This is a genomic window from Pedococcus sp. P3_C7, from assembly GCF_056402615.1.
Genome location: NZ_JBFUHC010000008.1, coordinates 13,160 through 36,855, shown reverse-complemented (window position 1 = coordinate 36,855; position 23,696 = coordinate 13,160). Strand labels below are relative to the sequence as shown.

23 protein-coding genes are annotated in these 23,696 nt (G+C 71.0%); 5 read left to right on the top strand and 18 right to left on the bottom strand.

Annotation, left to right across the window (positions count from 1 at the left end):
- Position 1 precedes the first annotated feature (1 nt).
- Genes AC1DS4_RS12000 through AC1DS4_RS11980 form a run of 5 tightly spaced genes read right to left on the bottom strand, consistent with a single transcriptional unit; the run spans position 2 to position 3,974 of the window.
- Positions 2–754 carry a cytochrome c biogenesis CcdA family protein gene (locus AC1DS4_RS12000; RefSeq protein ID WP_477633249.1) on the bottom strand — a complete coding sequence of 251 codons (753 nt, stop codon included), beginning with the start codon at positions 752–754 and terminating at the stop codon, positions 2–4.
- 27 nt (positions 755–781) lie between these two features.
- Positions 782–1,369 carry a TlpA family protein disulfide reductase gene (locus AC1DS4_RS11995; RefSeq protein ID WP_477633250.1) on the bottom strand — a complete coding sequence of 196 codons (588 nt, stop codon included), beginning with the start codon at positions 1,367–1,369 and terminating at the stop codon, positions 782–784.
- Between the two features lie 11 nt (positions 1,370–1,380).
- Positions 1,381–1,995, bottom strand: coding sequence for a histidine phosphatase family protein (locus AC1DS4_RS11990; RefSeq protein WP_477613912.1), 615 nt, complete (start codon positions 1,993–1,995; stop codon positions 1,381–1,383).
- Between the two features lie 32 nt (positions 1,996–2,027).
- Positions 2,028–3,371 carry a glutamate-1-semialdehyde 2,1-aminomutase gene (gene hemL, locus AC1DS4_RS11985; RefSeq protein WP_477633251.1) on the bottom strand — a complete coding sequence of 448 codons (1,344 nt, stop codon included), beginning with the start codon at positions 3,369–3,371 and terminating at the stop codon, positions 2,028–2,030.
- Positions 3,372–3,416: 45 nt separating this feature from the next.
- A complete protein-coding gene (locus AC1DS4_RS11980) occupies positions 3,417–3,974 on the bottom strand; it encodes a MarR family winged helix-turn-helix transcriptional regulator (RefSeq protein WP_477633252.1) in 558 nt (185 codons plus the stop codon).
- 115 nt (positions 3,975–4,089) lie between these two features.
- On the opposite strand from AC1DS4_RS11980, the gene AC1DS4_RS11975 reads away from it, so the two are divergent.
- Positions 4,090–4,623, top strand: a complete 534-nt coding sequence (locus AC1DS4_RS11975) for a YceI family protein (RefSeq protein ID WP_477613751.1) — start codon at positions 4,090–4,092, stop codon at positions 4,621–4,623.
- A 279-nt stretch (positions 4,624–4,902) separates the two neighbouring features.
- Here AC1DS4_RS11975 and hemB read toward each other — a convergent pair whose 3' ends face one another.
- The 6 genes from hemB to AC1DS4_RS11945 all read right to left on the bottom strand — a co-directional run bounded on the left by hemB (position 4,903) and on the right by AC1DS4_RS11945 (position 11,056).
- Positions 4,903–5,898 (bottom strand): porphobilinogen synthase, encoded by a 996-nt coding sequence (hemB, locus tag AC1DS4_RS11970; protein ID WP_477633253.1) that lies wholly within the window; start codon positions 5,896–5,898, stop codon positions 4,903–4,905.
- Positions 5,899–5,907: 9 nt separating this feature from the next.
- Positions 5,908–7,548: a bifunctional uroporphyrinogen-III C-methyltransferase/uroporphyrinogen-III synthase gene (locus AC1DS4_RS11965; protein ID WP_477613753.1), complete on the bottom strand. Its 1,641-nt coding sequence runs from the start codon at positions 7,546–7,548 to the stop codon at positions 5,908–5,910.
- Positions 7,545–8,636 (bottom strand): hydroxymethylbilane synthase, encoded by a 1,092-nt coding sequence (hemC, locus tag AC1DS4_RS11960; protein WP_477613754.1) that lies wholly within the window; start codon positions 8,634–8,636, stop codon positions 7,545–7,547. The genes AC1DS4_RS11965 and hemC overlap by 4 nt, the downstream gene beginning before the upstream one ends.
- Positions 8,633–9,943, bottom strand: a complete 1,311-nt coding sequence (locus tag AC1DS4_RS11955; RefSeq protein WP_477633254.1) for a glutamyl-tRNA reductase — start codon at positions 9,941–9,943, stop codon at positions 8,633–8,635. Before AC1DS4_RS11955 ends, hemC begins: the two co-directional genes overlap by 4 nt.
- A complete protein-coding gene (locus AC1DS4_RS11950) occupies positions 9,940–10,656 on the bottom strand; it encodes a redox-sensing transcriptional repressor Rex (RefSeq protein ID WP_477633255.1) in 717 nt (238 codons plus the stop codon). Before AC1DS4_RS11950 ends, AC1DS4_RS11955 begins: the two co-directional genes overlap by 4 nt.
- A gap of 133 nt (positions 10,657–10,789) precedes the next feature.
- Positions 10,790–11,056, bottom strand: a complete 267-nt coding sequence (locus AC1DS4_RS11945) for a glutaredoxin family protein (RefSeq protein WP_477633256.1) — start codon at positions 11,054–11,056, stop codon at positions 10,790–10,792.
- 308 nt (positions 11,057–11,364) lie between these two features.
- On the opposite strand from AC1DS4_RS11945, the gene AC1DS4_RS11940 reads away from it, so the two are divergent.
- A complete protein-coding gene (locus AC1DS4_RS11940; protein WP_477613758.1) occupies positions 11,365–12,072 on the top strand; it encodes a sigma-70 family RNA polymerase sigma factor in 708 nt (235 codons plus the stop codon).
- Positions 12,073–12,225: 153 nt separating this feature from the next.
- The gene (locus AC1DS4_RS11935) at positions 12,226–13,413 is read left to right on the top strand and encodes a DUF5667 domain-containing protein (protein ID WP_477633257.1); all 1,188 of its coding nucleotides are present in this window, start codon (positions 12,226–12,228) and stop codon (positions 13,411–13,413) included.
- Positions 13,414–13,497: 84 nt separating this feature from the next.
- Here AC1DS4_RS11935 and AC1DS4_RS11930 read toward each other — a convergent pair whose 3' ends face one another.
- The 3 genes from AC1DS4_RS11930 to AC1DS4_RS11920 form a co-directional block, all read right to left on the bottom strand.
- A complete protein-coding gene (locus AC1DS4_RS11930) occupies positions 13,498–14,889 on the bottom strand; it encodes a lysophospholipid acyltransferase family protein (protein ID WP_477633258.1) in 1,392 nt (463 codons plus the stop codon).
- Positions 14,889–15,938 (bottom strand): NAD-dependent epimerase/dehydratase family protein, encoded by a 1,050-nt coding sequence (locus AC1DS4_RS11925; RefSeq protein WP_477613761.1) that lies wholly within the window; start codon positions 15,936–15,938, stop codon positions 14,889–14,891. The genes AC1DS4_RS11930 and AC1DS4_RS11925 overlap by 1 nt, the downstream gene beginning before the upstream one ends.
- 179 nt (positions 15,939–16,117) lie before the next feature.
- Positions 16,118–16,216, bottom strand: coding sequence for a 30S ribosomal protein bS22 (locus tag AC1DS4_RS11920; protein WP_003792170.1), 99 nt, complete (start codon positions 16,214–16,216; stop codon positions 16,118–16,120).
- Positions 16,217–16,478: 262 nt separating this feature from the next.
- Between AC1DS4_RS11920 and AC1DS4_RS11915 the strand changes: the two genes are divergently transcribed.
- Positions 16,479–19,715 carry a M36 family metallopeptidase gene (locus tag AC1DS4_RS11915; protein WP_477633259.1) on the top strand — a complete coding sequence of 1,079 codons (3,237 nt, stop codon included), beginning with the start codon at positions 16,479–16,481 and terminating at the stop codon, positions 19,713–19,715.
- Positions 19,716–19,772: 57 nt separating this feature from the next.
- On the opposite strand, the gene AC1DS4_RS11910 is transcribed toward AC1DS4_RS11915, so the two are convergent.
- Both AC1DS4_RS11910 and AC1DS4_RS11905 read right to left on the bottom strand, forming a co-directional pair.
- Positions 19,773–19,973 (bottom strand): helix-turn-helix domain-containing protein, encoded by a 201-nt coding sequence (locus tag AC1DS4_RS11910; protein WP_056915613.1) that lies wholly within the window; start codon positions 19,971–19,973, stop codon positions 19,773–19,775.
- Positions 19,974–20,166: 193 nt separating this feature from the next.
- Positions 20,167–21,363 carry an acetoin utilization protein AcuC gene (locus AC1DS4_RS11905; RefSeq protein WP_477633260.1) on the bottom strand — a complete coding sequence of 399 codons (1,197 nt, stop codon included), beginning with the start codon at positions 21,361–21,363 and terminating at the stop codon, positions 20,167–20,169.
- An 88-nt stretch (positions 21,364–21,451) separates the two neighbouring features.
- Between AC1DS4_RS11905 and AC1DS4_RS11900 the strand changes: the two genes are divergently transcribed.
- Positions 21,452–22,135 carry a potassium channel family protein gene (locus tag AC1DS4_RS11900; RefSeq protein ID WP_477613764.1) on the top strand — a complete coding sequence of 228 codons (684 nt, stop codon included), beginning with the start codon at positions 21,452–21,454 and terminating at the stop codon, positions 22,133–22,135.
- Positions 22,136–22,199: 64 nt separating this feature from the next.
- Here the strand turns inward: AC1DS4_RS11900 and AC1DS4_RS11895 are convergent, their stop codons facing one another.
- Positions 22,200–22,736 (bottom strand): N-acetyltransferase family protein, encoded by a 537-nt coding sequence (locus AC1DS4_RS11895; protein ID WP_477633261.1) that lies wholly within the window; start codon positions 22,734–22,736, stop codon positions 22,200–22,202.
- Between the two features lie 132 nt (positions 22,737–22,868).
- Complete coding sequence (proC, locus tag AC1DS4_RS11890) at positions 22,869–23,675, bottom strand: pyrroline-5-carboxylate reductase (RefSeq protein WP_477613766.1); 807 nt, start codon at positions 23,673–23,675, stop codon at positions 22,869–22,871.
- Between the last annotated feature and the right edge of the window lie 21 nt (positions 23,676–23,696).

The following is a 23,696-nucleotide window of genomic DNA, read 5'->3' as shown; positions in this document are numbered from 1 at the left end:
CTCAGATCACCGTCCGGAACCCGGCGACCAGCGTGGACTGCACGTGGCGGGTGATCGACTCCCAGAGTCCGGTCACGAGCAGGATCCCGACGACGAACAACAGTGCACCACCAAAGAGCTGGATGCCGCGCTGCCGCTTGCGCAGGAACGCGGACACCCGCCCGAAGCGTTCGTAGCCGGCGGCGATGAGCAGGAAGGGAAGGCCCAGACCCAGCGAGTAGACCACCGCCAGGATGACCCCCCGGGTCACCGCCGACTGGTTGTCGGTGGCGGCGGCGAGCACCTGCACGGCGCCCAGGGTGGGACCGGTGCAGGGCGCCCACCCCAGGCCGAAGACGGCACCGAGCAGGGGCGCTCCCGCGAGCCCGGAGGCGGGACGGCGGTGCAGCTTGAGCTCGCGCTGGGAGCCCGCACCGATGAACACCAGGGCCATGAGGATGACGAGCACGCCACCGACCCGCTCCAGCACCTCACGGTGCCGGATCAGGGTGGCGCCGATCCCGGCGATGACCACGGTGGTCGCCATGAACACCACCGTGAACCCGAGGACGAACAGCAGGGCACCGAGCACCATCCGGTGTCGCTTGCGCTCCGCCAGCGACTCGTCGGACAGGCCGGTGACGTAGCCGAGGAACCCCGGCACGAGGGGCAGCACGCAGGGAGAGGCGAACGACACCAGGCCGGCTAGGAGGGCGACCGCCATCGCCACCGGCAGGGCGCCGGAGGTCACTGCGTTCGCCGCGTCGGCAGTCATCAGTCGTCCGTCATCAGTCAGGGGGTTCTACTGCTCGGCCAGGACGTCGTCGACCAGCCCGGTGAGGGTCGACGCCTTCACCTCACCGCTGACGCGAGCGGCGATGCGTCCGGTGCGGTCGAGCACGAGGGTGGTGGGCGGTGCCGTGACCTTGCCCTGCAGCGCGAGGATCGTCAGGCCCGCCGGGTCGTCGAGCGACGGGAAGGGAATGCCCCACCGTTTCGCCGTCGACCGACCCGAGTCGGCGTTGTCGCGGTAGTTGATGCCCATGAAGGCAACCGGCTTGTCGGCGGCGGCGATCTGCTCGGCTGCCTTCCTCAGCTCGGGGGCCTCGCTCTGGCAGGGCGGGCACCAGGAGGCCCAGACGTTGAGCACCGCGACCTTGCCCACGACGTCCTGGGACGACCACGGCTGGTTGTCGAGGGTCGTGCCGGTGAGGGCGACCGGCTTCTGGCGCTTGGCGGCAGGGATCGTCTCGAACGCACCGTCCTGGGAGACGTAGCCCTGCCGGTTGCCCGACTTCGCTTGCGCCGCAATGGAGTTCGGGTCATCCGTGCATGCGGACAGCGACACGACGAGCAGGGGCACCGCGAGCAGCACAGCCGCACGCGGCATGGCGGGACGTGTCATCCGGTGCCGCCGTGGGACTGGGCGAGCAGCGACGCGGCGGGCTCGGAGTAGGTGATCGACTCGAGGTTGTCGCCGACGTAGGTGAGGGTGGTGAGCGAGGCGAGGCGGCACTCGCGCTTGCGTGGGTCGTGCCACAACCGCTTGCCCATCACCGCGTTGCGGGCGGTCCAGATCGGCAGCTGGTGCGACACGATGACGGCCTCGTGGCCGCGCGCGGCGGCCCTGGCGTCGGCGATGGCGGCGGACATGCGCTCGGCGATCTCGGCGTAGGGCTCACCCCACGACGGACGCAGCGGGTTGACCAGCTTGGACCAGTGGGCGGGGCGGAGGAAGTCCAGCGGCTTCATCTCGCCGACGCGCTCACCCTCGAACGCGTTGCCGCCCTCTATCACGCGGTCGTCCGTGGTGACCGGTATGCCGTGCGCCTCGGCGACCGGCGCGGCGGTCTCCTGCGCGCGCAGCAGGGAGGAGGCCACGACGTGGGTGACGTCGTGGTCGGCGAGGTGGTCGGCCACCGTGCGCGCCATCTCGTGACCGAGGTCGGACAGGTGGTAGCCGTCGAGCCGTCCGTAGAGGACGCCATCGGGGTTGTGCACCTCCCCGTGGCGCATCAGGTGCACCACGGTGTGGTCGGTTGCGCTGGTCACGAGTCGATTGTCGCAAACGCCTCGGCGGCGGCCGACGCCGCTGCCGGGATCGCCGCCAGCACCCGGTCGACGGCCCGGTCGTCGTGGGCCCCGCTGACGAACCAGGACTCGAAGGCGCTCGGCGGCAGGTAGACCCCCTGGCTCAGCATCGAGTGGAAGAACGCCGCGAACGCCGGGACGTGCTGGGCCCGCGCCTCGTCGTAGTTGCTGACCTGGCCGTCACGGAAGAAGACGCTGAACATGCTGCCGGCCCGCTGGATGACGTGCGGGACACCTGCGGCACCGAGGTGCTCGTGGAGCCCCGTCGTGAGCGCGTCAGCCACCTCGCCGAGGCGGGCGTAGAGGGCCGGGGTGCACTGCTGGAGGGTGGCCAGCCCGGCGGCGGTCGCCACGGGGTTACCGGAGAGGGTGCCCGCCTGGTAGACCGGCCCGACGGGTGCGAGCAGCCCCATCACGTCGACCCGTCCGCCGAAGGCGGCGGCAGGGAAGCCGCCCCCCATGACCTTTCCGAAGGTGAACAGGTCGGGTGCGCCCGCGGCATACCCCTGCTCTCCTGCCTCGAGGCCGAACCACCCGGCCTCGCTGCACCGGAAGCCCGTCATCACCTCGTCGGAGATGAGCAGCGCACCGTGGGCGGCGGTGATGCGACGCAGCCCCTCCGTGAAGCCGGGCGCGGGCGGGACGACGCCCATGTTGCCGGGGGACGCCTCGGTGATCAGGGCGGCGATCTCGGCGCCACGCTCGGCGAAGGCGGCTTCGACGGCGTCCAGGTCGTTGAACGGCAGCACGATCGTCTCGGCGGCCATCTCCTTGGGCACCCCGGCCGAGTCGGGCAGCGCGAAGGTCGCGACGCCCGAGCCGGCCTGCGCCAGGAGGGAGTCGACGTGTCCGTGGTAGCAGCCGGCGAACTTCACGACGAGTGAGCGCCCTGTGTAGCCGCGCGCGAGCCGGATGGCGCTCATCGTCGCCTCGGTGCCACTCGACACCAGGCGCACTTGCTCGACCGGAGCCACCCGCCGGACGATCTCCTCGCCGAGGGCGACCTCGTTCTCCGACGGGGTGCCGAAGGAAAAGCCCTTGGCCGCCGCCTCGGTGACCGCCCGCTGGACCTCCGGGTGGCCGTGGCCGAGGATCATCGGCCCCCACGAGCAGACCAGGTCGACGTACTCACGGCCGTCGGCGTCGGTGAGGTAGGGGCCCTGGCCGGACACCATGAACCTCGGCGTCCCGCCCACGGCCCGGAACGCGCGGACCGGCGAGTTCACGCCTCCGGGCGTCACCGCCAGAGCCCGCTCGAGGAGCGCCTGCGAGGCCGGTGCGTCGAAGGGGTATGCCGTCATGGTGCCAGTGTCCCAGCCGTACCTGAGCGCTTGCGCCCCTGGGGGTCAGGCGCTGCCCACCCGGCGGGCCTCCGCCTGGGTGTGGACCTCGTGCGCCACGGCTTCGCGGGCCACCGCGGGGTGGTCACCCTCGTCGCCGCCCGGCGCCAGAGCCGTCCGGATCGCGTCCATCGCCTCGCCCAGGGCCTTGAACAGCGGCGCCGGGACAGGGTCGATGACCGAGCGCCTCACGCTGGCGACGTGCACCCGGGCCATGTCCTGGACGGCCTGCCACCCGGGGTCCGTGAGCACCAGCTCCACCCCCCGCCTGTCGTCGAGACAGGACTCGCGCACCACCCAGCCACGCTTCTCGAGGCGCGAGGCCGTGTGCGTCAGGCGGCTGCGCGACTGCACGACGAGGTCGGCCAGGCTCGACATGCGCAGTCGCCGGCCGGGGCTCTCGGAGAGCATCGAGATGATCTCGTACTCCGTCAGCTGGACGCCGTGCGACTGGAGGTCGTGGTCGAGGGCCTCCTCGATCAGGCGGCTCCCCCGCAGGTAGGCACGCCAAGCCCGCTGTTCGTCGTCGCTGAGCCACTGCGGCTCACCGGTGGGAGTGCTCATGAGCGTGAGTATGGCATCCCAAGCGATAGTTGAAATATAAATGAGGTCTGCTATGTTCGAAGAGATGAAGCGTTCGGGAACTGCCCGGTCGCACCCCCCACCACAGGAGACCCCCATGGCAAGCATCAACGACCTCCCCGCCGGCACCTGGACCGTCGACGCCTCGCACAGCGAGATCGGCTTCGTCGCCCGTCACCTCATGGTCACGAAGGTCCGCGGCCAGTTCAAGGAGTTCGAGGGCACCGTCAAGGTCGGCGACGACATCACCGACTCGCAGGTGACCGCGGTGGCCCAGATCGCCTCCGTCGACACCGGCTCCGCCGACCGCGACACCCACCTCAAGTCCGGCGACTTCTTCGACGCCGAGGCCAACCCCACCATGAGCTTCACCTCGACCGAGGTCACCCCCGACTCGCTCACCGGCGACCTGACCATCAAGGGCGTCACCAAGCCGGTCACCTTCGACCTGGAGTTCACCGGTCTGGCCACCGACCCGTGGGGCAACGAGAAGGCCGGCTTCGAGGCCAGCGCCGACATCAACCGCAAGGACTGGGACCTCGGCTGGAACGTCGCCCTCGAGGGTGGCGGCGTGCTCGTCTCCGAGAAGGTCAAGCTCAACCTGGACATCCAGCTCACCAAGGCTGCCTGACCCAGCGCTTCACACACAGACTGACGACGGGCCGGTTCGGGGGAACCGGCCCGTTCGTCATGTCTGCCCCTCCCCGACTTGGTGCCGCCAGATCGTCACCTCTCCGACTTGTTGCCGGCAGATCGTCACGAGGGGCCCAGAACCAGCGCTCCGTGACCACCAGAGCGCAACAAGTCCAGGCGCTCGCCGACTTGTTGCCGGCAGATCGTCACGAAGGGCCCCAAATCGGCCCTCCGTGACCACCAGCGCGCAACAAGTGAGGTATGCCGCCGTGCCGGCTCAGGGGCGCAGGAGGCGGGCGGCGTCGACCGCGAAGTAGGTGAGGATGACCTGGGCCCCGGCGCGCCGGATGGTCAGCAGCGACTCCATCATCGCCCGGTCGCGGTCGATCCAGCCGTTGGCCGCGGCCGCCTGGATCATCGAGTACTCCCCCGAGATCTGGTAGGCCGCCACCGGCACGGTCGACACCGCCGCAGCGGCTGCCACGATGTCGAGGTGCGGCCCGGCCGGCTTCACCATGACGATGTCGGCGCCCTCGGCGATGTCGAGCTCGAGCTCGCGCAGGGCCTCGGTCGCGTTGGCCGGGTCCTGCTGGTAGGTCGCCCGGTCACCCTCGAGCGAGGACTGCACGGCCTCGCGGAACGGGCCGTACAGAGCCGAGGTGTACTTCACGGCATACGCCAGGAGAACGGTGTCGGTGGAGCCCTCGGCATCGAGCGCCGCACGGACGTGGGCGACCTGGCCGTCCATCATCCCCGAGAGCCCGAGCACGTGGGCGCCGGCGCGGGCCTGGGCGAGGCCCATCGCGGCATACCGCTCGAGCGTGGCGTCGTTGTCGACCCGTCCGCCCTCGGTCAGGACCCCGCAGTGGCCGTGGTCGGTGAACTCGTCGAGGCACAGGTCGGCCATCACGACGAGCCGGTCACCGACGGCGTCGGCGACGGCTCGGAGCGCCACGTTGAGGATGCCGTCCGGGTCGTCGGCGCCGGAACCCACGGCGTCCTTAGCAGTCGGCACGCCGAAGAGCATGAGCCCGCCCAGCCCCGCGTCCGCCGCCTCACGTGCGGCGACCACCAGCGAGTCCAGCGTGTGCTGGACGACGCCCGGCATCGCCGAGATCGGCTGCGGCTCGTCGATGCCCTCGCGCACGAACACGGGCAGCACCAGCTCGGCCGGGTCCAGCCTCGTCTCGGCGACGAGCCGGCGCATGGCCACCGACTGCCGCAGCCGACGGGGCCGGATCACCGGCCCCACCGGCTGCGAGTGGTCAGTCATGCGGGACGGCTACTTCGCCCGGCGGCGTGACGCCGACTTCTTGGCGCTGGGACGCACCACGGGCTCGCCCGCCTCCGCGGCAGCGGTTGCCAGCCCCAGGCCGTAGTCGGCCAGCGCGTCGACGAGCGAGTCGGACGACGCCTCGGGCGCGAGGACGTCGACCCGCAGGCCGTGCTCCTCGGCCGTCTTGGCCGTGGCCGGACCGATGCACGCGATGACCGTTGACGGGTGCGGCTTGCCGGCGATGCCGACCAGGTTGCGCACCGTCGAGGACGACGTGAACACCGCTGCGTCGAACTGCCCGCCCTTGATGGCCTCACGGATGTGGGCGGCCGGCGGAGCGGCGCGCACCGTGCGGTATGCCGTGACGTCGTCCACCTCCCAGCCCATCTCCTGGAGGCCTGCGACGAGGGTGTCGGTGGCGATGTCGGCGCGCGGGAGGAAGACCCGGTTGATGGGGTCGAGCACCTCGTCGAACGGCGGCCACTCCTCGAGCAGCCCGTTGGCGGACATCTCGCCGGACGGCACGAGGTCGGGCACGATGCCCCACTCGCGCAGCGCCGCGGCGGTCACGCCACCGACCGCAGCGATCTTGAGCCCGGCGAAGGCCCGTGCGTCGAGCCCGAACTCCTCGAACTTCTCCCGCACGGCCTTCACGGCGTTGACCGAGGTGAACCCGATCCACTCGTAGCGACCGGTGACCAGGCCCTTGACCGCACGCTCCATCTGCTGGGGCGTGCGCGGCGGCTCGACCGAGATCGTGGGGACGACCTCGGCGGTCGCACCGAAGGACTCGAGCCGGGCGATGGTCGAGCCGGACTGCTCCTTGGTGCGGGGCACCAGGACGTTCCAGCCGAACAGCGGCTTGGTCTCGAACCAGGACAGGTTCTCGCGGAGAGCCACGGTCGTGCCGACCACCGCGAGGGCGGGGAACTCCAGGGTCTTCATGACCTTGGCGACCTCACCCAGGGTCGTGACGCGGGTGGCCTGACGGATCGTCGTGCCGCGCTCGGTGAGGGCTACCGGGCTGTCGGCCGACCGACCCGCCCCCAGCAGCTTGCCCAGCGCGACACCGAGGTCCTCGGGCTGGCCGAGCAGGACCACGGTGACCGAGTCGGCCACCGAGGCCGACCAGTCGACGTGCCGGTCGTTGGCGGAGATCACGTGCACGGCCGGCGAGCTGCTCGACGTCAGCGGGATGCCCGCGTAGGCCGGGACGGCCGAGACCGCGCTGACCCCGGGGACGATGTCGAAGCCGATGCCGGCCTTCTGGCAGGCGAGGGCTTCCTCCGCGAGGCCGTTGAAGGTGCCCGGGTCGCCGTCCATGAGCCGGACGACCAAGCCGCCGGTGGCGGACTTGGCGGCCTTGACGACGAGCTTGGCCCTCATGGCGTGGGTCAGTGGCTGCCCGTGCTCGCCGTGGCCGGCGTCGATGATCTCGACGTCCGCACGGCAGTAGCGGGCAACGACGTCCTCACGAGCCACCTGGTCAATGACGACCACGTCGGCTGCGGCGAGGAACTCCAGGGACCGCACGGTCATGAGTCCGGAGTCGCCGGGGCCGGCGCCGACGAAGGCGACGCGTCCCGGGACCCGGCTCTGACGAGGGGTCTGGTGGGTGGTGGGCTGGGTCGAGCGCGTGGGGCTCACAGTGCACGCTCCGTGCTGTCGTGTTCTGGGTGGCGGTCGGGGGCGGCGAGCGGAGCTGGTCCGTTCGCCTCGGCTGGGTCTGGTGTCAGTCCGTCGGTGACGGCGCTCGAGGGACCCGTGCCGGGCGGCACCGGTCGGGCAGGGGGGCGGTCCTCGGGTCCCTGCAACAGGTCGGCGCCGTCCTCGAGCAGCACGGCGGCGAGCCGGCGGCCGAGGGCCTCGCCGTCGTCGACGCCGCCCACGAGGGACCGGCGCAGGTCGAACGACCCGTCGACGGCACCGACGAAGGCACGCAGGGACAGCTCGAGCCCGTCCTCACCCTCGACGATCTCGGCCAGCGCTCCGACCGGTGCCGAGCAGCCGGCCTCGAGGGCCGCGAGGACAGCACGCTCGGCCGTCACGCACGCGCGGGTGTCGGGGTCGTCGAGGACCTCCAGCGCGGCGCGGGTGATGTCGTCGTCGGCCCGGCACTCCACGGCGAGTGCACCCTGGCCGGGGGCGGGCAGCATCTGGAGGGGGTCGATCGCCTCGGCGACCTCATCGAGCCGCCCGAGCCTGGCCAGACCCGCGCGAGCCAGCACGACGGCGTCGAGGGCGCCGTCCCTGACCAGCCCGATGCGGGTGTCGACGTTGCCGCGGATGTCCTTGAACGACAGCCCGAGCCCGAGGGCCGCGAGCTGGGCCACGCGCCGCGGCGAGCCGGTGCCGACGACCGCGCCCTCGCCGAGCTCACCGAGGGTGCGACCGCCCGAGGAGACCAGCACGTCGCGCGGGTCCTCACGGACCGGGAGGGCTGCCACGACCAGACCGGGCTCGGGCGTGGTCGGCAGGTCCTTGAGCGAGTGCACAGCGAGGTCGACCTCACCCGCGAGCAGGGCGCGGCGAAGGGCGGCCGCGAACACCCCGGTCCCGCCGATCGAGGCGAGCGAGGCGGTCGACGTGTCTCCCTCGGTGACGATCTCCACGAGCTCGACCGCATGACCCCGGGCGCGCAGCAGGTCGGCCACCCCGGTGGACTGGGTCGTGGCCAGGGGGCTGCGTCGGGTGCCCAGACGCAGGGCGAGGGGTGCGGCGGCAGGTGCGCTCACGGCATACCTCCACGCTCTGGCGGGGGCACGGACGCGATGACGGCCTCGCCGGGACGCAGGTCGAACAGCTCACGCAGGGCCTGCGCGTAGTCGGCGCCCTCACCGCCCACGGCGCGTTCCTTCATGCGGACCGTGGGGGTGTGCAGCAGCTTCTCGACGATGCGGTGAACGGCGAGCTGGACCTCTGCCCGGACGACGTCGTCGAGGTCGGGGAGCCGCTGGTCGAGCCGGTTGAGCTCGCCCGCGACGACGTCGGCGGCGTGCGACCGCAGCGCCGCCACGGTCGGTGCGACGGTCTCCGCCGCCCGCGAGGTGAGGTATGCCGCGACCTCACCGATGACGAGGTCCGCAACCTCGCGCACCTGGGGCGGGGTCTGGCCTCCGGAGAGCTCCTCCCCCAGCGCACCCAGCCCGGCGAGGGTGACCCCACTCAGGGAGGCGACCTCGGGGGCGACGTCGTGGGGAAGGGCGAGGTCGATGTAGGCCTGCGGGCGCCCGGCGCGGGCCACCTGGGCATCGCCGGCGCTGGCGAGGTCGACGACCACGCCGGTCGACCCGGTGCAGGAGATGACGACGTCGGCGCCGGCCAGGGCAGCCGCGAGGTCGTCGAGGGGGCGAGCCGTGCCGCCGGTGCGCTCGGCGAGCCGAATCGCCTTGGCTAGCGTCCGGTTGACGATCGTGAGTCCGGCGGCGCCGCGGCGCGAGACGGTCGTGGCGGCCAGCGAGCTCATGCCCCCGGCGCCCACGACGAGGACCTTGAGCCCGGCCAGGGACCCGAGCTCGCGTTCCGCGCGGGCCAGGCCGGCCTCGACCAGGGAGACGCTCACGGCGTCGATCCCGGTCTCGGTGTGGGCGCGCTTGCCGACGCGCAGGGCCTGCTGGAAGAGGGTGTTGAGGGCCGGGCCGGCGTGGCCGTACTTCTGCGACTCGCGCAGGGCAGTGCGCATCTGGCCGAGGATCTGGGCCTCACCGACCGCCATCGAGTCCAGGCCACAGGCGACCGTGAACGCGTGCGCGATCGCGCGGTCCTCGTAGTGCACGTAGAGGTGCTCGCGCAGCTCGTCGCGACCCACGCCGGTGACCTCGGTGAGCGCGTCCGAGATGTCGGTGACCGCACCGTGGAAGGTCATCGACTCGGCATAGACCTCGGTGCGGTTGCACGTGGACACGACGATCGCCTCGGAGAGGTTCTCGCGGCCGGTGAGGCCGGCGGAGAGCGCGCGCCGGCGGTCGGCGTCGAGCGACATCGCCTCGAGGAGGGGCAGCGGCGCGGTGTGGTGGGACAGGCCCAGGATGACCAGGCTCATCGGCCGACCGCCTGGGCCACGTGGTCGAGCGAGCCGGCGGAGACCTGGTCGAGCGCGCCCTCGGCGGCCAGCGCCCTGCGCTGCTCGTGGAAGGCGAGGATCTGCAGCTCGGTCGAGAGGTCGACCTTGCGGACGTCGACGTCGTCGGGCACGACGAGCACGCACGGGGCGAAGTTGAGGATCGAGCGCACCCCGACCGCCACGAGCTGGTCGGCCACGTCCTGCGCCGACGCGGCGGGCGTCGCGATGACGCCGATCGCCAGGCCCTGGTCGGCCACCAGCGACGCGAGGGCGCCCATCGGCTGCACGGTGATCCCGGCGATCTCCTGCCCCAGCAGGGCGGAGTCCTGGTCGAGCAGGGCGACGACGCGGAACCCGCGCGTGGCGAAGCCACTGTAGGCCGCGAGCGCGTGGCCCAGGTTTCCCATCCCGATGATGGCGACCGGCCAGTCCTGGGTGAGGCCGAGCTCGCGGGAGATCTGGTAGGCGAGGTGGTCGACCTCGTAGCCGACCCCGCGCACGCCGTAGGACCCGAGGTGGGACAGGTCCTTGCGGAGCTTGGCACTGCGGACGCCCGCGGCGGAGGCCAGCTCCTCGGAGGACACCGACGTGATCCCGCGCTCCGCGAAGCCGGTCAGGGCTCGGAGGTACTCGGGTAGCCGTGCGACCGTGGCGTCGGGAATACCCCGACGGGCGCTCGGGTCGGCAGACACAGTCTCTTCCGGCTCCTTCTCATCACGGGCAGTCCGCGCCTGGCTGGAGCGGATGGGAGCCCGGCCAGATTACGCTTTTGTGAACGGATGCACAAAGTCACAAGCGTCCGTCTCAGGACCCGCGTGATCCACGTCACTTCGTGCTCGTGAGCGCGCTCCTCAGCCGGGTCTCGTCGACCCGCCAGTAGTCGTGCTGGCCCCCGTCCACGAAGGTGACGGGGATCTGCTCCCAGTACTGCTCCTTCAGTGACGGGTCGTCCTCGATCGACAGCTCCACCCAACCCACCCCGAGGTCGGCGGCCACGAGCTCGATGACGGCCCGCGCCTCATCGCACAGGTGGCACCCCGGTTTGCTGACCAGGGTGATGCGCACCTCGGCGGGTGTGGGGGTTGCGGACACACCCCGAGCGTATGCCGCGTGGGCGCCACGGCCGCTCGCCGCCGCCGGTCGCGGTAGCGGGCGCCTCACCCGCCCCACGGGGCTCGCTGGACACCGCGGCATACCGAGATGTGTCGCAGGTCTCCTGACAATCTGGCAGATATCGGGGAAACTGTCCGATCAAGGAGGCCCCGATCCGGATTCGTTCACCACGCAGCGCCGCGAGACGACTCGCGGTCCCTCGTGCTGCCCACTGGGCCGGAGACCAGGGTCCGCTCTGGGCAACGAGCCGCCCGGCCTTCGGTTACGCCACGGTGGGTGACCACGGCATGGGAGCGGCCACGGCGGACTTCCTCGGCACCCTGCGAGTGCTGCTGAGCCTCGCCGGCGAGGCCGGCACGGCCGGCACCCTGTCTGGAGGTGGCCACGAAGGTTCAGGCGGCGGTTCGGCTGCGCGCGCCGGCTTCGGGCCGGGTGAGGCGCCCCAGGACTTCGAACGCATCTCCGCGCTGGTCGAGCTGGCCCAGCGTGGCGACGCCGAGGCGTTCGGGATGCTCTACGAACGCTACGTCGACGTCGTCTACCGCTATGTCTACGTGCGGGTGGGAGGCAAGCAGCTGGCCGAGGACATCACCTCGGAGACCTTCCTGCGTGCACTGCGCCGGATGGACTCCTTCTCCTGGCAGGGCCGCGACATCGCGGCCTGGTTCATCACCATCGCGCGGAACCTGATCACCGACAACGCCAAGTCGGCTCGCTTCCGCATGGAGGTCACCACCGCCGACATGCTCGACGCCGACCGTCGCGTGGACGCCCCCGACCAGGAGGTGCTGGACCGGCTGCGCGACCAGCGCCTGCTCGCCGCCGTCAAGGGTCTCAAGCCCGAGCAGGCCGAGTGCGTGGTGCTCCGGTTCCTGCAGGGACTGACCCTCGCGGAGACCGCCAAGGTCCTCGGCAAGTCCGAGGGCGCAGTGAAGCAGCTCCAGCTGCGCGCCGTGCGCGCCCTGCACCGGGAGCTCGCTGATGTCGACATCTGAGACCTCCAGGTTTCGCTACGTGGCGACGCGTAACTTCCGGCATCGCACCTCGTTCTCAGCACGACACACGTTCGGTGACAACACGCTCACCGACCACATGACCGGGGACATCATGACCGGGGACACCGCAGGGCTGGGGAGGGAGAAGCCGACATGCCAGTACTGAACCGTTCGGCAGACCGTTTCCAGCGCGCCCTCGAAGGCGAGCGGATCACCGATGCGCACCTCGTCGAGCTCGTCGAGACCAGCCGTCACCTCGTGGACCTCGTCCCGACCATCCCGGCTCCGGACACCGTCTTCGTCACGACCCTGCGCGAGCGGCTGATGGCCGAGGCCGCACGGATGCCCGCGCCCAGCCCGGTCGCTGCCAAGGCCGCGGCCTCCCGTCGTGCCGCCTCCCGCAACACCCCCGTCGTGGTCCTGGTGGGTCGTGGCCTCCCCCGCCTGGTCGCCGGCGCCGCCGCCTCGGCGCTGCTCGTCGGCGGCATCGTGGGCGCGGTCTCCCGCAGCGCGGTGCCCGGTGACGCGCTGTACCCCGTGAAGAGCTGGCTGGACGGCGTGGCCGTCCGGCTCGCCGACAACGACTTCGACCGCGGCCAGACCTACCTGTCCCAGGCCCAGGGACACATCTCCGATGCCCGTCAGCTGGCCGAGGCCGACCGCGAGGACCCCACGGACGTCGACGTCGCGCTCGAGGGGGCCATCGACACCGTGCGCAAGGGGCGGCAGGCGCTCGACACCTCGTATGCCGCGACCGGCAACCCCCATTCCCTGCTCGCCATGCGCGACTTCACGGAGCGGGCCCTCCCTCAGGTCGACGCCCTGAAGGCCGAGGTGCCCGCCCCATCGCTGCTGACGCTCGGGCGGCTCGAGGCCCTGCTGCGCGACACGCAGGAGAGCACCTCGCGACGGATCGCTGCCTGCGGCAGCTCCTGCAGCGCGGATCTCGCGTCGACGGTCGGCCCGGGTTCGCTGCCCGGCGCCACGACCACCTCGGGTCCCTCCGCGTCACCGACCAGCGGCGCGTCCGGTGGCATCACCGTGCCCAGCACCGCAGTGACGGCACCGGCGGGCGGCGTGCTGCCCGGCGGCTCGAGCGGCTCCGGAGCGGTCGTCGGAGGCGGTGGCGGCAGCGCCAGCCTGTCGACGGGTGGCGCGAGCGTGCGCCTGCCGACCGTCAGCGCTTCGGTGCCGGGAGTGCCCTCCGCCAGCGTCACCGTGCCGCTGCCCTCGGCGTCACTCGGCACCGGAGGCGGCAGTGTCGCGGTCCCGAGCAGCACCCTCGGCCCGGTCACGCTGCCCGGCGTCACGGTCACCCTGCCCCGAGTCACCCTGCCCTGAGTCACGCTGCCCTCAGTCACCCTGCCCTGAGTCACGCTGCCCTCAGTCACGCTGCCCTGATCCAGCCCCGTGGGCCAGGCCCCGTCAGAAGAAGACGGAACGGCGCTGCATGAGCAGGGAGTAGAGCGTCTGCTGGATGGTCTCGCGCACCTGGTCGGTGAGGTCGAAGACGAGCATGGGGTCGTCGGCGGCGTTCGGCCCCAGGTCTGCGGTCTCCACGGGTGCGCCGAACTCGATGATCCACTTGCTGGGCAACGGGATCAGCCCGAGCGGGCCGAGCAAGGGCCAGGTGGGCGTGATCGGCGCGTAGGGCGCCCCCAGCAGCCGCGCAACGGTCTTCATGTTGCCGATGATCGGGTAGATCTCCTCGGCGCCGACGATCGAGCACGGGATGATGGGCGCGCCCGTCTTGAGCGCAGCGGAGACGAAGCCGCCCCGCCCGAACCGCTGGAGCTTGTAGCGCTCGCTAAACGGCTTGCCGACTCCCTTGAAGCCCTCGGGCCAGACCCCGCACAGCTCGCCGCTCGACAGCAGCCGCTCGGCGTCGGGGTTCGCGGCCAGCGTCGAGCCCGACTTGCGCGCGACCTGGCCGACGACGGGGGTCTGGAAGACCAGGTCGGCACCCAGCATCCGCAGGTGACGGTGCGCAGGGTGCTCGTCGTGGACGGCCACCTGGGTCATCAGCGAGTCCATGGCGATCGTGCCGGAGTGGTTGGCGACGACCAGGCCGCCGCCAACGGTCGGGATGTTCTCGATCCCGCGGACCTCGACGCGGAACCACGACCGGTAGAGCGGCCGCAGGATCGGCAGGTAGAAGTGCCTGGTGAAGTCCTCGTCGAAGCCGAACTCGTCGACGGTGTAGTCGCCCGTCACCCGACGCCGCACGAACGACAGCAACGAGGCGATGTGGCGCTCGACGTCGTCCGACGAGATCCCCGCCGCCTCCGAGGCAACCCGGACCGCAGCGATGCCCGCAGTCAGCAGCTCCTCGACTCCCGGCGCGATGCTGCGAGAGGTCGCCGGTTCCGGCACGTCAACCGGCACGACGGTCTCGTCCGTCACCGCCTTGAGGGTGCGCACCTTGGCTTCAGGGGTATGCCGCTCTCCTGACGTGGCCGCACCCGTCACCTCCCGAGGTGGCCGGGCGGGCTTGGCGGCCTTGCTGGGCTGGGTCGTGCGGGCGCCGGAACGGGACACCGCCTTGCGGCTTGGCACCGCCTTGGCCACCGGGCTCGGGCGGTGTTTGCCACTGGCCGTCGAGGGGGTGGTCGCCGAGGCGGCCGATGCCGACGCAGATGCGCGTGCGGGAGCGGGAGCTGTCGTGGGAGCGGCAGCTGCGGGGGCAGCCGGGGTGGTCGACGCGAGCAGGGGCGTGCTGCGGCGCTTGGCGCGTTCCCCGGATGCCCTGGCGGCGCCCGCTGCGAGGGCGCCCTTGCGCGCGGTGGGTTTCGCCGGCTTCTTGGGCGTCGAGGCCATCAGTCGTTCCTCCCTGCAGCCCACACGTGGCTGATCGCGCCGGCGGCACTCTCCGCGGCGCCGGTGACGGCCGACCCGAACATCCCGGCCCCCGGGATCGCCGAGCCGACCCCCTGCGCATAGTCGGCGAAGGCAGCCCGCGTGGTGTAGTCCGGCTCGTACCCCAGCACCTCACGCATCCGTCGGGTGTCCAACCCGCGACCGAAGGCGAGGAACTGGATCTGGTCGCTGCTGAAGTCGGCGAGCCCGGACCGCTTCACGAGGTTTCCGAAGATGCCCGCAGCGGGCATCGGCACGGGGATGATCGGCCGGCCGGCCATGCCCGCCGCCTGGCTCACGGTGATGACCCCGTCCCCGGCGATGTTGGTGATGCCCGTGCTCGGGCCGGTGGTGGCGAGCAGCAGCGAGCCGATCGCGTCGCTCTCGTGCACGAACTGCAGGCGGGCGTCGTAGCCGAAGGGCACCGGCACGACGGGCAGGGCGAAGTAGTCGGTCAGGGACGTGCGGATGCCCCGACCGATGATGTTGGCGAAGCGCAGCATGGAGATCTCGACGTCGGGACGGCGACGCGAGAAGCCGCGGACGTAGCCCTCGACCTCGACCGAGTCCTTGCCGAATCCCGCTCTGGGCAACGACTTCGGGCCCATGTCCTCGGTGAACATCGCAGGGTCGCGCGGGCTGGAACCGTAGATGGCCGCGGACGACTTCACGACGAGACGCTTGATGCTGGACGCCTTCTGGCACGCAGCGAGCAGCTGCATCGTGCCGATGACGTTGATCTCCTTCATCGACGTGCGGCCACCGGCGCCGGTCGGCGTCGCGATGACGTTCATGTGCACGACGGTGTCGACCTCGGACTGCGCGATGATCTTGCCGATCATCGGGTTCCGGATGTCGGCGCGGACGAACTCGGCCCGGCCGATGTCCCCTGGCGGCGGGATGACGTCGACGCCGATGACGCGCTTGACCGTGGGGTCCTGGGTCAGGGCCCTGGCGAACTGCCCGCCGAGGTAGCGGGAGACACCCGTCACGAGGACGACCTCAGCCACGATCCCTCCCGCGGGGTCCGATGGTCGCGAGGCTCGCGACCCGTGCCAACCCTACCGAGAGCCGTGCCCCGGCCGACGGGAGTGCGCCTTCCGTGGACGCGTGCCTCGTCACACTTTCGGACTGCCGCACTCCTACCCCCGCTCAAGACAAAAGGCCCCCGCTCAGCGGGGGCCCTCGATCACTTCTTGTTGCGACGCTGGTGGCGCGTCTTGCGAAGGAGCTTGCGGTGCTTCTTCTTCGCCATGCGCTTGCGGCGCTTCTTGATGACAGAGCCCATGGTGTCCTCTTGATCGTGGTCGGTGTTGCCGGACGGGGCAACGAACCAACGCACCACGCCGAACTGTGGACGTCACTCTAGCGGCCCGCGACCCTGCAACCCAAACCCACGTCCAGGCAAGGCCCCCGAGGCGCACGTGGCGGGGATCCGCCACCACGAGGGCGTCAGCCCGACATGACCAGCCAGTAACCACTCGTGGGGAGCCCTCGTTGTCAGGCCACCCGGGCCAACGAGGGCCCGCAGAGCGCAGGAGACGTCGACCATGTCCCGCAGGCACCCCTCTGTCAGACCACTGGGAATCGGGGTGTGCCTGCTGACCGCGGCGGCCACCGCCCTCCCCCTGTCCACCGCGTCCGCCGCCCTTCCCGGTGCACCGGTCCTCCCCGCGCTCGGCGACACCGTCGACGCGCTCGGCAGGACCCTGGACACCCGGGCGGTGAAGGACGCCGTCGTGCCCACGACGTCGGCCCGCAACGCCGCGTCCGCCCTGCTCGCCAAGGCCGGCAGCGGCACTCGTGCCACCTGGGACGAGCGGTTCGGCACGCTTCGCTCGGTGCGCACTGACGGTTACCTCACGTCGGCGACCTCCGGCACCGCCGTGGACGTCGCCCGTGGCTGGCTGCGCACCAACGCCGCGGCCTTCGGGCTCACGACCGCCCAGGTCGACTCGCTCGCCGTGGTGCGCGACCACGCCCTGCCCACCACCGGCACGCACGTCGTGGACTTCGTCCAGACCGCCGACGGCGTCGCTGCTGCGCGCGGAGGGCGGCTCAACGTTGCCGTCACCAAGGACGGCAGAGTCCTCTCGTATGCCGGCGACCCCACCCCGGGTGCGAACCTCACCGGCGGCTGGGCGCTCGGCGAGGCAGCCGCGCTGCTGAAGGTTGCCGGTGGCCTCGCACCGGACGTGTCCTACGCCCCCAAGGCGAGCGGCACCCAGGCCGGCTACACCACCTACGCGGCCGGACCCTTCGGCGGACCGTCGTACGTCAAGAAGGTGACCTTCGGGACCAAGGCCGGCCCCGTCGCGGCATACAAGGTGTATTTCATCAAGAGCCCGCAGGAGGCCTGGGAGGTCGTCGTCGACGGCACCACCGGGCGCACCCTCTACCGGACCTCCGTCGTCGACTTCGAGGGCGACCCGCAGGGAACGGTCTACGACAACTACCCGGGCGCGGCCAAGGGCGGCCAGCCACGGCAGCAGTCGTTCGGGCCGACGACGCAGTCGCCAAAGGGCTGGGTCGACCCGACCGGGCTGCTCGGCACCGGCGTCACGACATACGGCAACAACGCCGACACCTACGCCAACTGGTCCAACTTCATCGGGCCGGTGGACAACGCCCCGCGCCCGGTCGCCCCGACCGGGAACTTCAGCTACACCTACACGAACCAGTGGGCGGCCACCAAGGGGCAGACGGTCCCCCCGTCCTACGCCGAGGACCTCAACCCCGCTGCGACCAACTTGTTCTTCCAGCACAACAGGATCCACGACGAGTACTACGACCTCGGGTTCACCGAGACCGCCGGAAACTTCCAGCTCGACAACGGGAGCAACGGCGGCAACGGCGGTGACCCGGTCCGCGGGCTGGTCCAGGCCGGTGCCGCGTCCGGTGGCAACCCGACCTACACGGGCCGCGACAACGCCTACATGCTCACCCTCGACGACGGCATCCCCCCGTGGAGCGGCATGTTCCTGTGGGAGCCCATCGACGACGCCTTCGAGGGGCCGTACCGCGACGGCTCGTTCGACATGAGCGTGATCCAGCACGAGTACACCCACGGCCTCTCGACCCGTTACGTCGCGGGCGGCAGCGCGCTCGGCTCGCAGCAGGCGGGGTCGATGGGTGAGGGCTGGTCGGACTGGTACGCCCTCAACCACGGCTTCAAGACCGGGCTGCTCACCCAGCCGATCGTCGGCGACTACGTCACCGGCAACCCCGCGCGGGGCATCCGCAACTGGAACTACGACCAGAACCCGACCACGTTCGGGGACATCGGCTACGACCTGACCGGTCCGGAGGTGCACGCCGACGGCGAGATCTGGACGGCGACCCTGTGGGACCTGCGCAAGGCCCTGGTGGCTCGCTACGGCGCCACCCAGGGAGCCGAGGTCGCCGCCCGCCTGGTCACCGACGGCATGCCGCTGACCGCACCGGACCCGAGCTTCCTCGACGCCCGTGACGGCATCCTCTCCGCCGACCTCGACCGCTACCACGGTGACAACACCGACCTCATCTGGTCGGTCTTCGCCAAGCGCGGCGCCGGCGCCGGCGCCCACTCGAACACCGGTGACGACACCGACCCCACCCCCGCCTTCGACCACCCCTCAGCGGCCAAGAACGGTACGGTCGCGCTGACGCTCGTCAACGCGACCACGGGTCAGCCGATCAACAACGCCAAGGTGATCCTCGGTCGGTTCGAGGCCCGGGTCACCCCGCTCGTCCGCACCGGCTCCGCGGGCGGCGCCAGTGTCAAGGCGCTCGCAGGCACCTACCCGCTGACCATCCAGGCACCGGGGTTCGGCGTCCAGACCATCGACGCCTTCGCCGTGACGGCAGGACGCAACACGGCCAGGACGATCAAGCTCGCCCCCAACCTGGCCTCCACGGCCGCAGGTGCGCAGATCGTCAACGTCTCCAGTGAGGACGACGGGGCTCCCGCCAAGTTCGCCTTCGACGACACCGCCGCGTCGGTGTGGTCCACGAAGCCCGGCGCCACGGCATACAACGCCGGTCCGGACCAGCGGGTGACGGTGAAGCTCGCGGCTCCGGCCACGGTCAGCAGCCTGCGCGTCAGCGCGTTCAAGGCCACCAACGCCTCACGTTTCGTCGCCCTGAAGGACTTCACGGTCCAGACGTCGACGGACGGGGTCAGCTGGACCACGGCCCGCACCGGTGGCTTCGCGTATGCCGCGCCGCGGCCCACCGCGCCGGACCTCAACTTCGCGACGTTCTCACTGGCGAAGCCGGTGAAGGCGGGCTACGTCCGGTTCTTCATCGACTCGGTGCAGGGCAACACGTCGACGTCGGCCCAGGTGGCGGACATCGAGGTCTTCGGGGCCGGGGCGACCGTCGCCAACGGCTCGGTCACGCCTGACCCGGCCTACACCGACTCGGGCACGATCGTCGCGCCCAACCCGGCTGCGGGCGACCCGACCGGTCTGCAGAACGTGTTCGGCGTGACCGGCACCGAGATGAACACCGCGTGCACGTTCCCGCCGGCCAGCCAGGGCGCGGACGGCTGGGTCACGAAGTTCCCGCTCGGGTTCTCCGACGGGCTGCACTCGGTCTCGGTCAAGGGCACCAGCGACGCGGACGATGCAACGGGTCACGACCTCGACCTGTACTTCCTGGACAGCGCCTGCCAGCTGACGGGCTCTGCGGCGACGTCGGCTGCTGACGAGTCGGCGGTCATCCCGCCCGGCTCGGTCTACCTGGTGACGCAGCTCTACACCGGGGCGAACGTGAAGGTGGACGTCACCGCGGTCGACAACCGCTGACCGCTGGGCCGGGACTTCTCGTCCCGGCCCACCCTGTCGTCGTGCGGTCAGCACCAATCAGGCGGTGTCGACGTAGGACGTGCGCAGGTACTTGTGCACGGCGTCCTCCGGAACCCGGAAGGACCGTCCCACGCGAATGGCGGGAAGCTCTCCAGCGTGCACCATGCGGTACACCGTCATCTTCGACACGCGCATGATCGAGGCCACCTCGGCAACGGTCAGGAACCGCACCTCGGCGAGCTGTCGCTCGTTGGACATGATTACCTCGATCTTCTACACGCGCGCATCGCCGGCTTCCCGTCCGGCGGACCTCTACGCTCGTGCAGAAGGAACTGTAGGGGCTGATGTGACTCGTGGGGAAGCCAACGGGGAAAACTCTTTCGACTTGTCCAGTCGACACGCCGCCAAGGTCCTGTGAATCACAGAGGTGTCACTCCGCCGGCGACCCCTGTCAGTCGAACCAGACGTCCAGGCCGTGCAGCCCGAACACCGACTCACGCGTCGCCATGATGGCCCGGTCCACCTCGTCGTGGGGGTTGTAGCCCATGTCCCAGGGCTGGTGCCAGATCGGGCCGTCGGCCGGGTCCAGGTCGCCCATCCGGCGGGGACCCTCGCGGCCGAAGGCCTGGCGCACGTGGTCGAGCCAGTCCTGCGGCACCTGCTCGGTCAACGGGATCGGGCGGTGCGCAGCGATGGCGGTCAGGTGCGTCCACGTCCTCGGCACGACGTGCACGAGCTCGTAGCCGCCGCCACCCAGGGCGACCCAGCGGCCGTCGCAGACCTCGTGCGACAGCCGGTGCAGCGACTCCGCCGCCGCCCGTTGGGCATCGACCGACATGGCCAGGTGGGCCAGCGGGTCCTGGGCGTGGGTGTCGCAGCCGTGCTGGGTGACCAGGACATCCGGCTTGAACGCCCGCACCAGGGGCAGCGCCGTGGAGTGCAGCGCACGCAGCCAGGCGGAGTCGCCCGTGCCAGGCGGCAGCGCGATGTTGACCGACTCGCCCTGCGCCTTCGGGCCTCCGATGTCGCCCGCGAAGCCGGTGCCGGGAAACAGCGCCCGGCCGGACTCGTGCAGCGAGATCGTCAGTACCCGCGGGTCGTCCCAGAAGATGCGCTCGACGCCGTCGCCGTGGTGCACGTCGATGTCCACGTAGGCGACGCGCTGCGCACCGTGGTCGAGCAGCCACTGGATGCCCACGGCGATGTCGTTGTAGATGCAGAACCCCGCGGCGTTTCCGGCCATCGCGTGGTGCAGCCCGCCACAGAAGTTGACGCCGTGCTGGGTGCGTCCCTCCCAGACGTCGGCGCACACCTGGCGGGTGCCCTCGACCACCCGGGCACTCGCGTCGTGCATGCCGGGGAAGGCCGGGTCGTCCTCGGTGCCGAGTCCGTAGGCCGGATCGGCCGACGACGGGTCGGCCGACGCCGCCTTGACCGCCGCCACGTAGTCGGCCGTGTGCACGGTCGCCAGGACGTCGTCGCCCGGCACGTCCGGGGAGAAGACCTCGACGTCGTCGGGATCGAAGACACCGAGGGCGTCGCAGAGCCGGGCCGTCAGGTCGAGACGGACCGGGTTCATGGGATGACCCGGTCCGAAGTTGTAGGCGGTGAAGCCGGGATCCCAGACCACCCGCACCTGTGAGGGCATGGGCCGACGCTACCGGGCGGGGGGTCATCGCGGACAGCACGGTCCCACCTGCAGGGACGCGCTAGCGTGGGAGGTCTCACCATCCCCGATGCCGCGGAGGACCGCAGTGGCGAAGAAGCTCTACGAGGACGACGTCCTCGTCATCGGCCTCGGCCGGTTCGGCAGTGCGGTCGCGATCGAGCTGACGAAGCTCGGGCACCACGTCGTCGGCGTCGAGCGCGACCCTCACCTCGCGGAGTCGTTCCTGGGCAAGGTGGGTCGCATCGTCCAGGCCGACGCGGCCCAGCCGCAGTCGGTCGCCAACCTCAAGGCCCGCAGCTTCCAGATCGCGGTCGTCGGCATCGGCTCGTCGGTCGAGGCCTCGGTGCTGTGCGCGATGAACCTCGTGGACGCCGGCATCCCCACCATCTGGGCCAAGGCGCTCTCCCCCGAGCACGCCCGCATCCTCGAGCGCATCGGCGTCCACCACGTCATCTCCCCCGAGGTCGACAGCGGCCGCCGCGTCGCGCACCTGCTCAACGGCAAGCTGATGGACTACATCGAGTTCGACGACGGCTTTGCCATCGTCAAGATGAAGCCGCCGCAGGAAGCCATCGGTTTCACGTTGAAGCAGAGCGCGATCCGCAGCAAGTACGGCGTGACCATCGTGGGCGTGAAGGCGCCTGGCAGCGACTTCACGTATGCCGTGCCCGAGACCAAGGTGACGGCCCACGACACGTTGATCGTCAGCGGCCCGACCGACCTGCTCGACCGCCTCGCCGCACGCCCCTAGCCAGCCGTTCCCCAACCGCCAGGCGAGGTATGCCGCGTGGCCGGCCACGCGGCATACCTGCCGGTCAGAGGTTGGGGACGCCGCGGTCCTCGCCGAGGGGAAGCACCATGGCGACCTCGTCCTCGGCGTCGTCGTCACCCTTGACCCGCATCGGTCGGCGGCTGTCGGTCGGGCGGAAGCCGAAGCCGCTGGCGAAGGCGACCGCGCGGCCGTTGTCCACCCCCACCCAGTAGGCGAGGTGGCTGCGACCCTGCTGGCGCGCGGCGTCGGCCCCGGCCTGCACCAGCTGGGTCGCCACACCGGTGCCTCGGGCAGTCGGAGCCACCCACAGACCGAACAGCTCAGCGACCTTCTCGTTGTCCTTCTCGCCCTCCTGGCGGGCTTGGCCGACGCTGGCCACCCCCACCGGCGCCCCGTCCTGCTCGGCGATCAGTCGCTGGGAGCGGCGCATCCTGCGGCGCCAGAAGTCTTCCTCGTAGCCGCGTTCCTCGTCGGCGCTCGCCACGAAGGCGTCGGGCGACTCCTCGAGCGCGCTGAGCCGCACCGATCGGTACTGCTCCCACTCGTCCTCACCCAGTGACCGCACGGTGATGTCGCTCATGGACCCACTCTCGCATGATCCACGCGTGTTCGGTCAGGTGGGTTGCTGGGTGTTCACCCAGAGCCGACTGGGAGTTCCCCGAGCACGCCGACCGTCGCGCACCCGGCCGGCTGGGGTGGGTGGGGCAGTCCCTCAGTCGTTGCCCGAGGCGAGCTCGTGCGAGCGGTTGGCGGCAGCCTCCATGGCCGTGATGAAGGCGGCCCGCACCTTGTGGTCGTCGAGCTGGCGCAGCGCCGCGGCCGTCGTGCCACCGGGCGAGGTGACCTGCTCGCGCAGGACGGTGGGGTGCTGGCCGGTCTCGCGCATCATCGTCGCCGCACCGAACAGCGTCTGGACGACGAGCTCCGTGGCGGTCGGCCGGGGCAGCCCCAGCACCACGCCCGCCTCGATCATCGCCTCGACGACGTAGAAGATGTACGCCGGTCCGCTGCCGCTGATGGCGGTGACGGCGTCCTGGTGCTTCTCCGCGACTTGGACGACGCGACCGCACGAGCGCAGCAGCTCGGAGGCCTCCTCGAGGTGGGCCGCGTCGGCACTGCGACCGGGGCTCACGGCAGCCATCCCCTGGTCGACCAGGGCCGGGGTGTTCGGCATGACCCGGACGACGGCGACCCCGGCCGGGAGCCGGTGCTCGAGGTAGGCCGTGGGGATGCCCGCGGCGAGGCTGACCACGAGGTTTCCGGGCGAGACGTGGTCGCGGATCTCCTCGACGAGCCCGCCCATGTCCTGCGGCTTGACGACCAGGACCAGGGTGTCGGCGGCCTCTGCCGCCGCGATGTTGGACATGGCACGCACGCCGTACTGCTCGGCCAGCTGGTCGGCCCGGTCCGGGCGGCGAGCAGTCACGACGAGCTCGTCAGCGCTACGACCAGACCGGATCAGCCCGGACAGCAGCGTCTCGCCCATCACGCCGGCCCCGAGGATTGCGACAGTTCCCATGGCGGCAGTCTTCCAGTCGCG

What these genes read in the sequence shown, in the direction of transcription:
- AC1DS4_RS12000 (WP_477633249.1), bottom strand. Translation starts at nt 754, where the DNA reads ATGACTGCCGACGCGGCGAACGCAGTGACCTCCGGCGCCCTGCCGGTG.
- AC1DS4_RS11995 (WP_477633250.1), bottom strand. Translation starts at nt 1,369, where the DNA reads ATGCCGCGTGCGGCTGTGCTGCTCGCGGTGCCCCTGCTCGTCGTGTCG.
- AC1DS4_RS11990 (WP_477613912.1), bottom strand. Translation starts at nt 1,995, where the DNA reads ATGCGCCACGGGGAGGTGCACAACCCCGATGGCGTCCTCTACGGACGG.
- hemL (WP_477633251.1), bottom strand. Translation starts at nt 3,371, where the DNA reads ATGACGGCATACCCCTTCGACGCACCGGCCTCGCAGGCGCTCCTCGAG.
- AC1DS4_RS11980 (WP_477633252.1), bottom strand. Translation starts at nt 3,974, where the DNA reads ATGAGCACTCCCACCGGTGAGCCGCAGTGGCTCAGCGACGACGAACAG.
- AC1DS4_RS11975 (WP_477613751.1), top strand. Translation starts at nt 4,090, where the DNA reads ATGGCAAGCATCAACGACCTCCCCGCCGGCACCTGGACCGTCGACGCC.
- hemB (WP_477633253.1), bottom strand. Translation starts at nt 5,898, where the DNA reads ATGACTGACCACTCGCAGCCGGTGGGGCCGGTGATCCGGCCCCGTCGG.
- AC1DS4_RS11955 (WP_477633254.1), bottom strand. Translation starts at nt 9,943, where the DNA reads ATGAGCCTGGTCATCCTGGGCCTGTCCCACCACACCGCGCCGCTGCCC.
- AC1DS4_RS11940 (WP_477613758.1), top strand. Translation starts at nt 11,365, where the DNA reads ATGGGAGCGGCCACGGCGGACTTCCTCGGCACCCTGCGAGTGCTGCTG.
- AC1DS4_RS11935 (WP_477633257.1), top strand. Translation starts at nt 12,226, where the DNA reads ATGCCAGTACTGAACCGTTCGGCAGACCGTTTCCAGCGCGCCCTCGAA.
- AC1DS4_RS11930 (WP_477633258.1), bottom strand. Translation starts at nt 14,889, where the DNA reads ATGGCCTCGACGCCCAAGAAGCCGGCGAAACCCACCGCGCGCAAGGGC.
- AC1DS4_RS11920 (WP_003792170.1), bottom strand. Translation starts at nt 16,216, where the DNA reads ATGGGCTCTGTCATCAAGAAGCGCCGCAAGCGCATGGCGAAGAAGAAG.
- AC1DS4_RS11915 (WP_477633259.1), top strand. Translation starts at nt 16,479, where the DNA reads ATGTCCCGCAGGCACCCCTCTGTCAGACCACTGGGAATCGGGGTGTGC.
- AC1DS4_RS11910 (WP_056915613.1), bottom strand. Translation starts at nt 19,973, where the DNA reads ATGTCCAACGAGCGACAGCTCGCCGAGGTGCGGTTCCTGACCGTTGCC.
- AC1DS4_RS11905 (WP_477633260.1), bottom strand. Translation starts at nt 21,363, where the DNA reads ATGCCCTCACAGGTGCGGGTGGTCTGGGATCCCGGCTTCACCGCCTAC.
- AC1DS4_RS11900 (WP_477613764.1), top strand. Translation starts at nt 21,452, where the DNA reads ATGCCGCGGAGGACCGCAGTGGCGAAGAAGCTCTACGAGGACGACGTC.
- AC1DS4_RS11895 (WP_477633261.1), bottom strand. Translation starts at nt 22,736, where the DNA reads ATGAGCGACATCACCGTGCGGTCACTGGGTGAGGACGAGTGGGAGCAG.
- proC (WP_477613766.1), bottom strand. Translation starts at nt 23,675, where the DNA reads ATGGGAACTGTCGCAATCCTCGGGGCCGGCGTGATGGGCGAGACGCTG.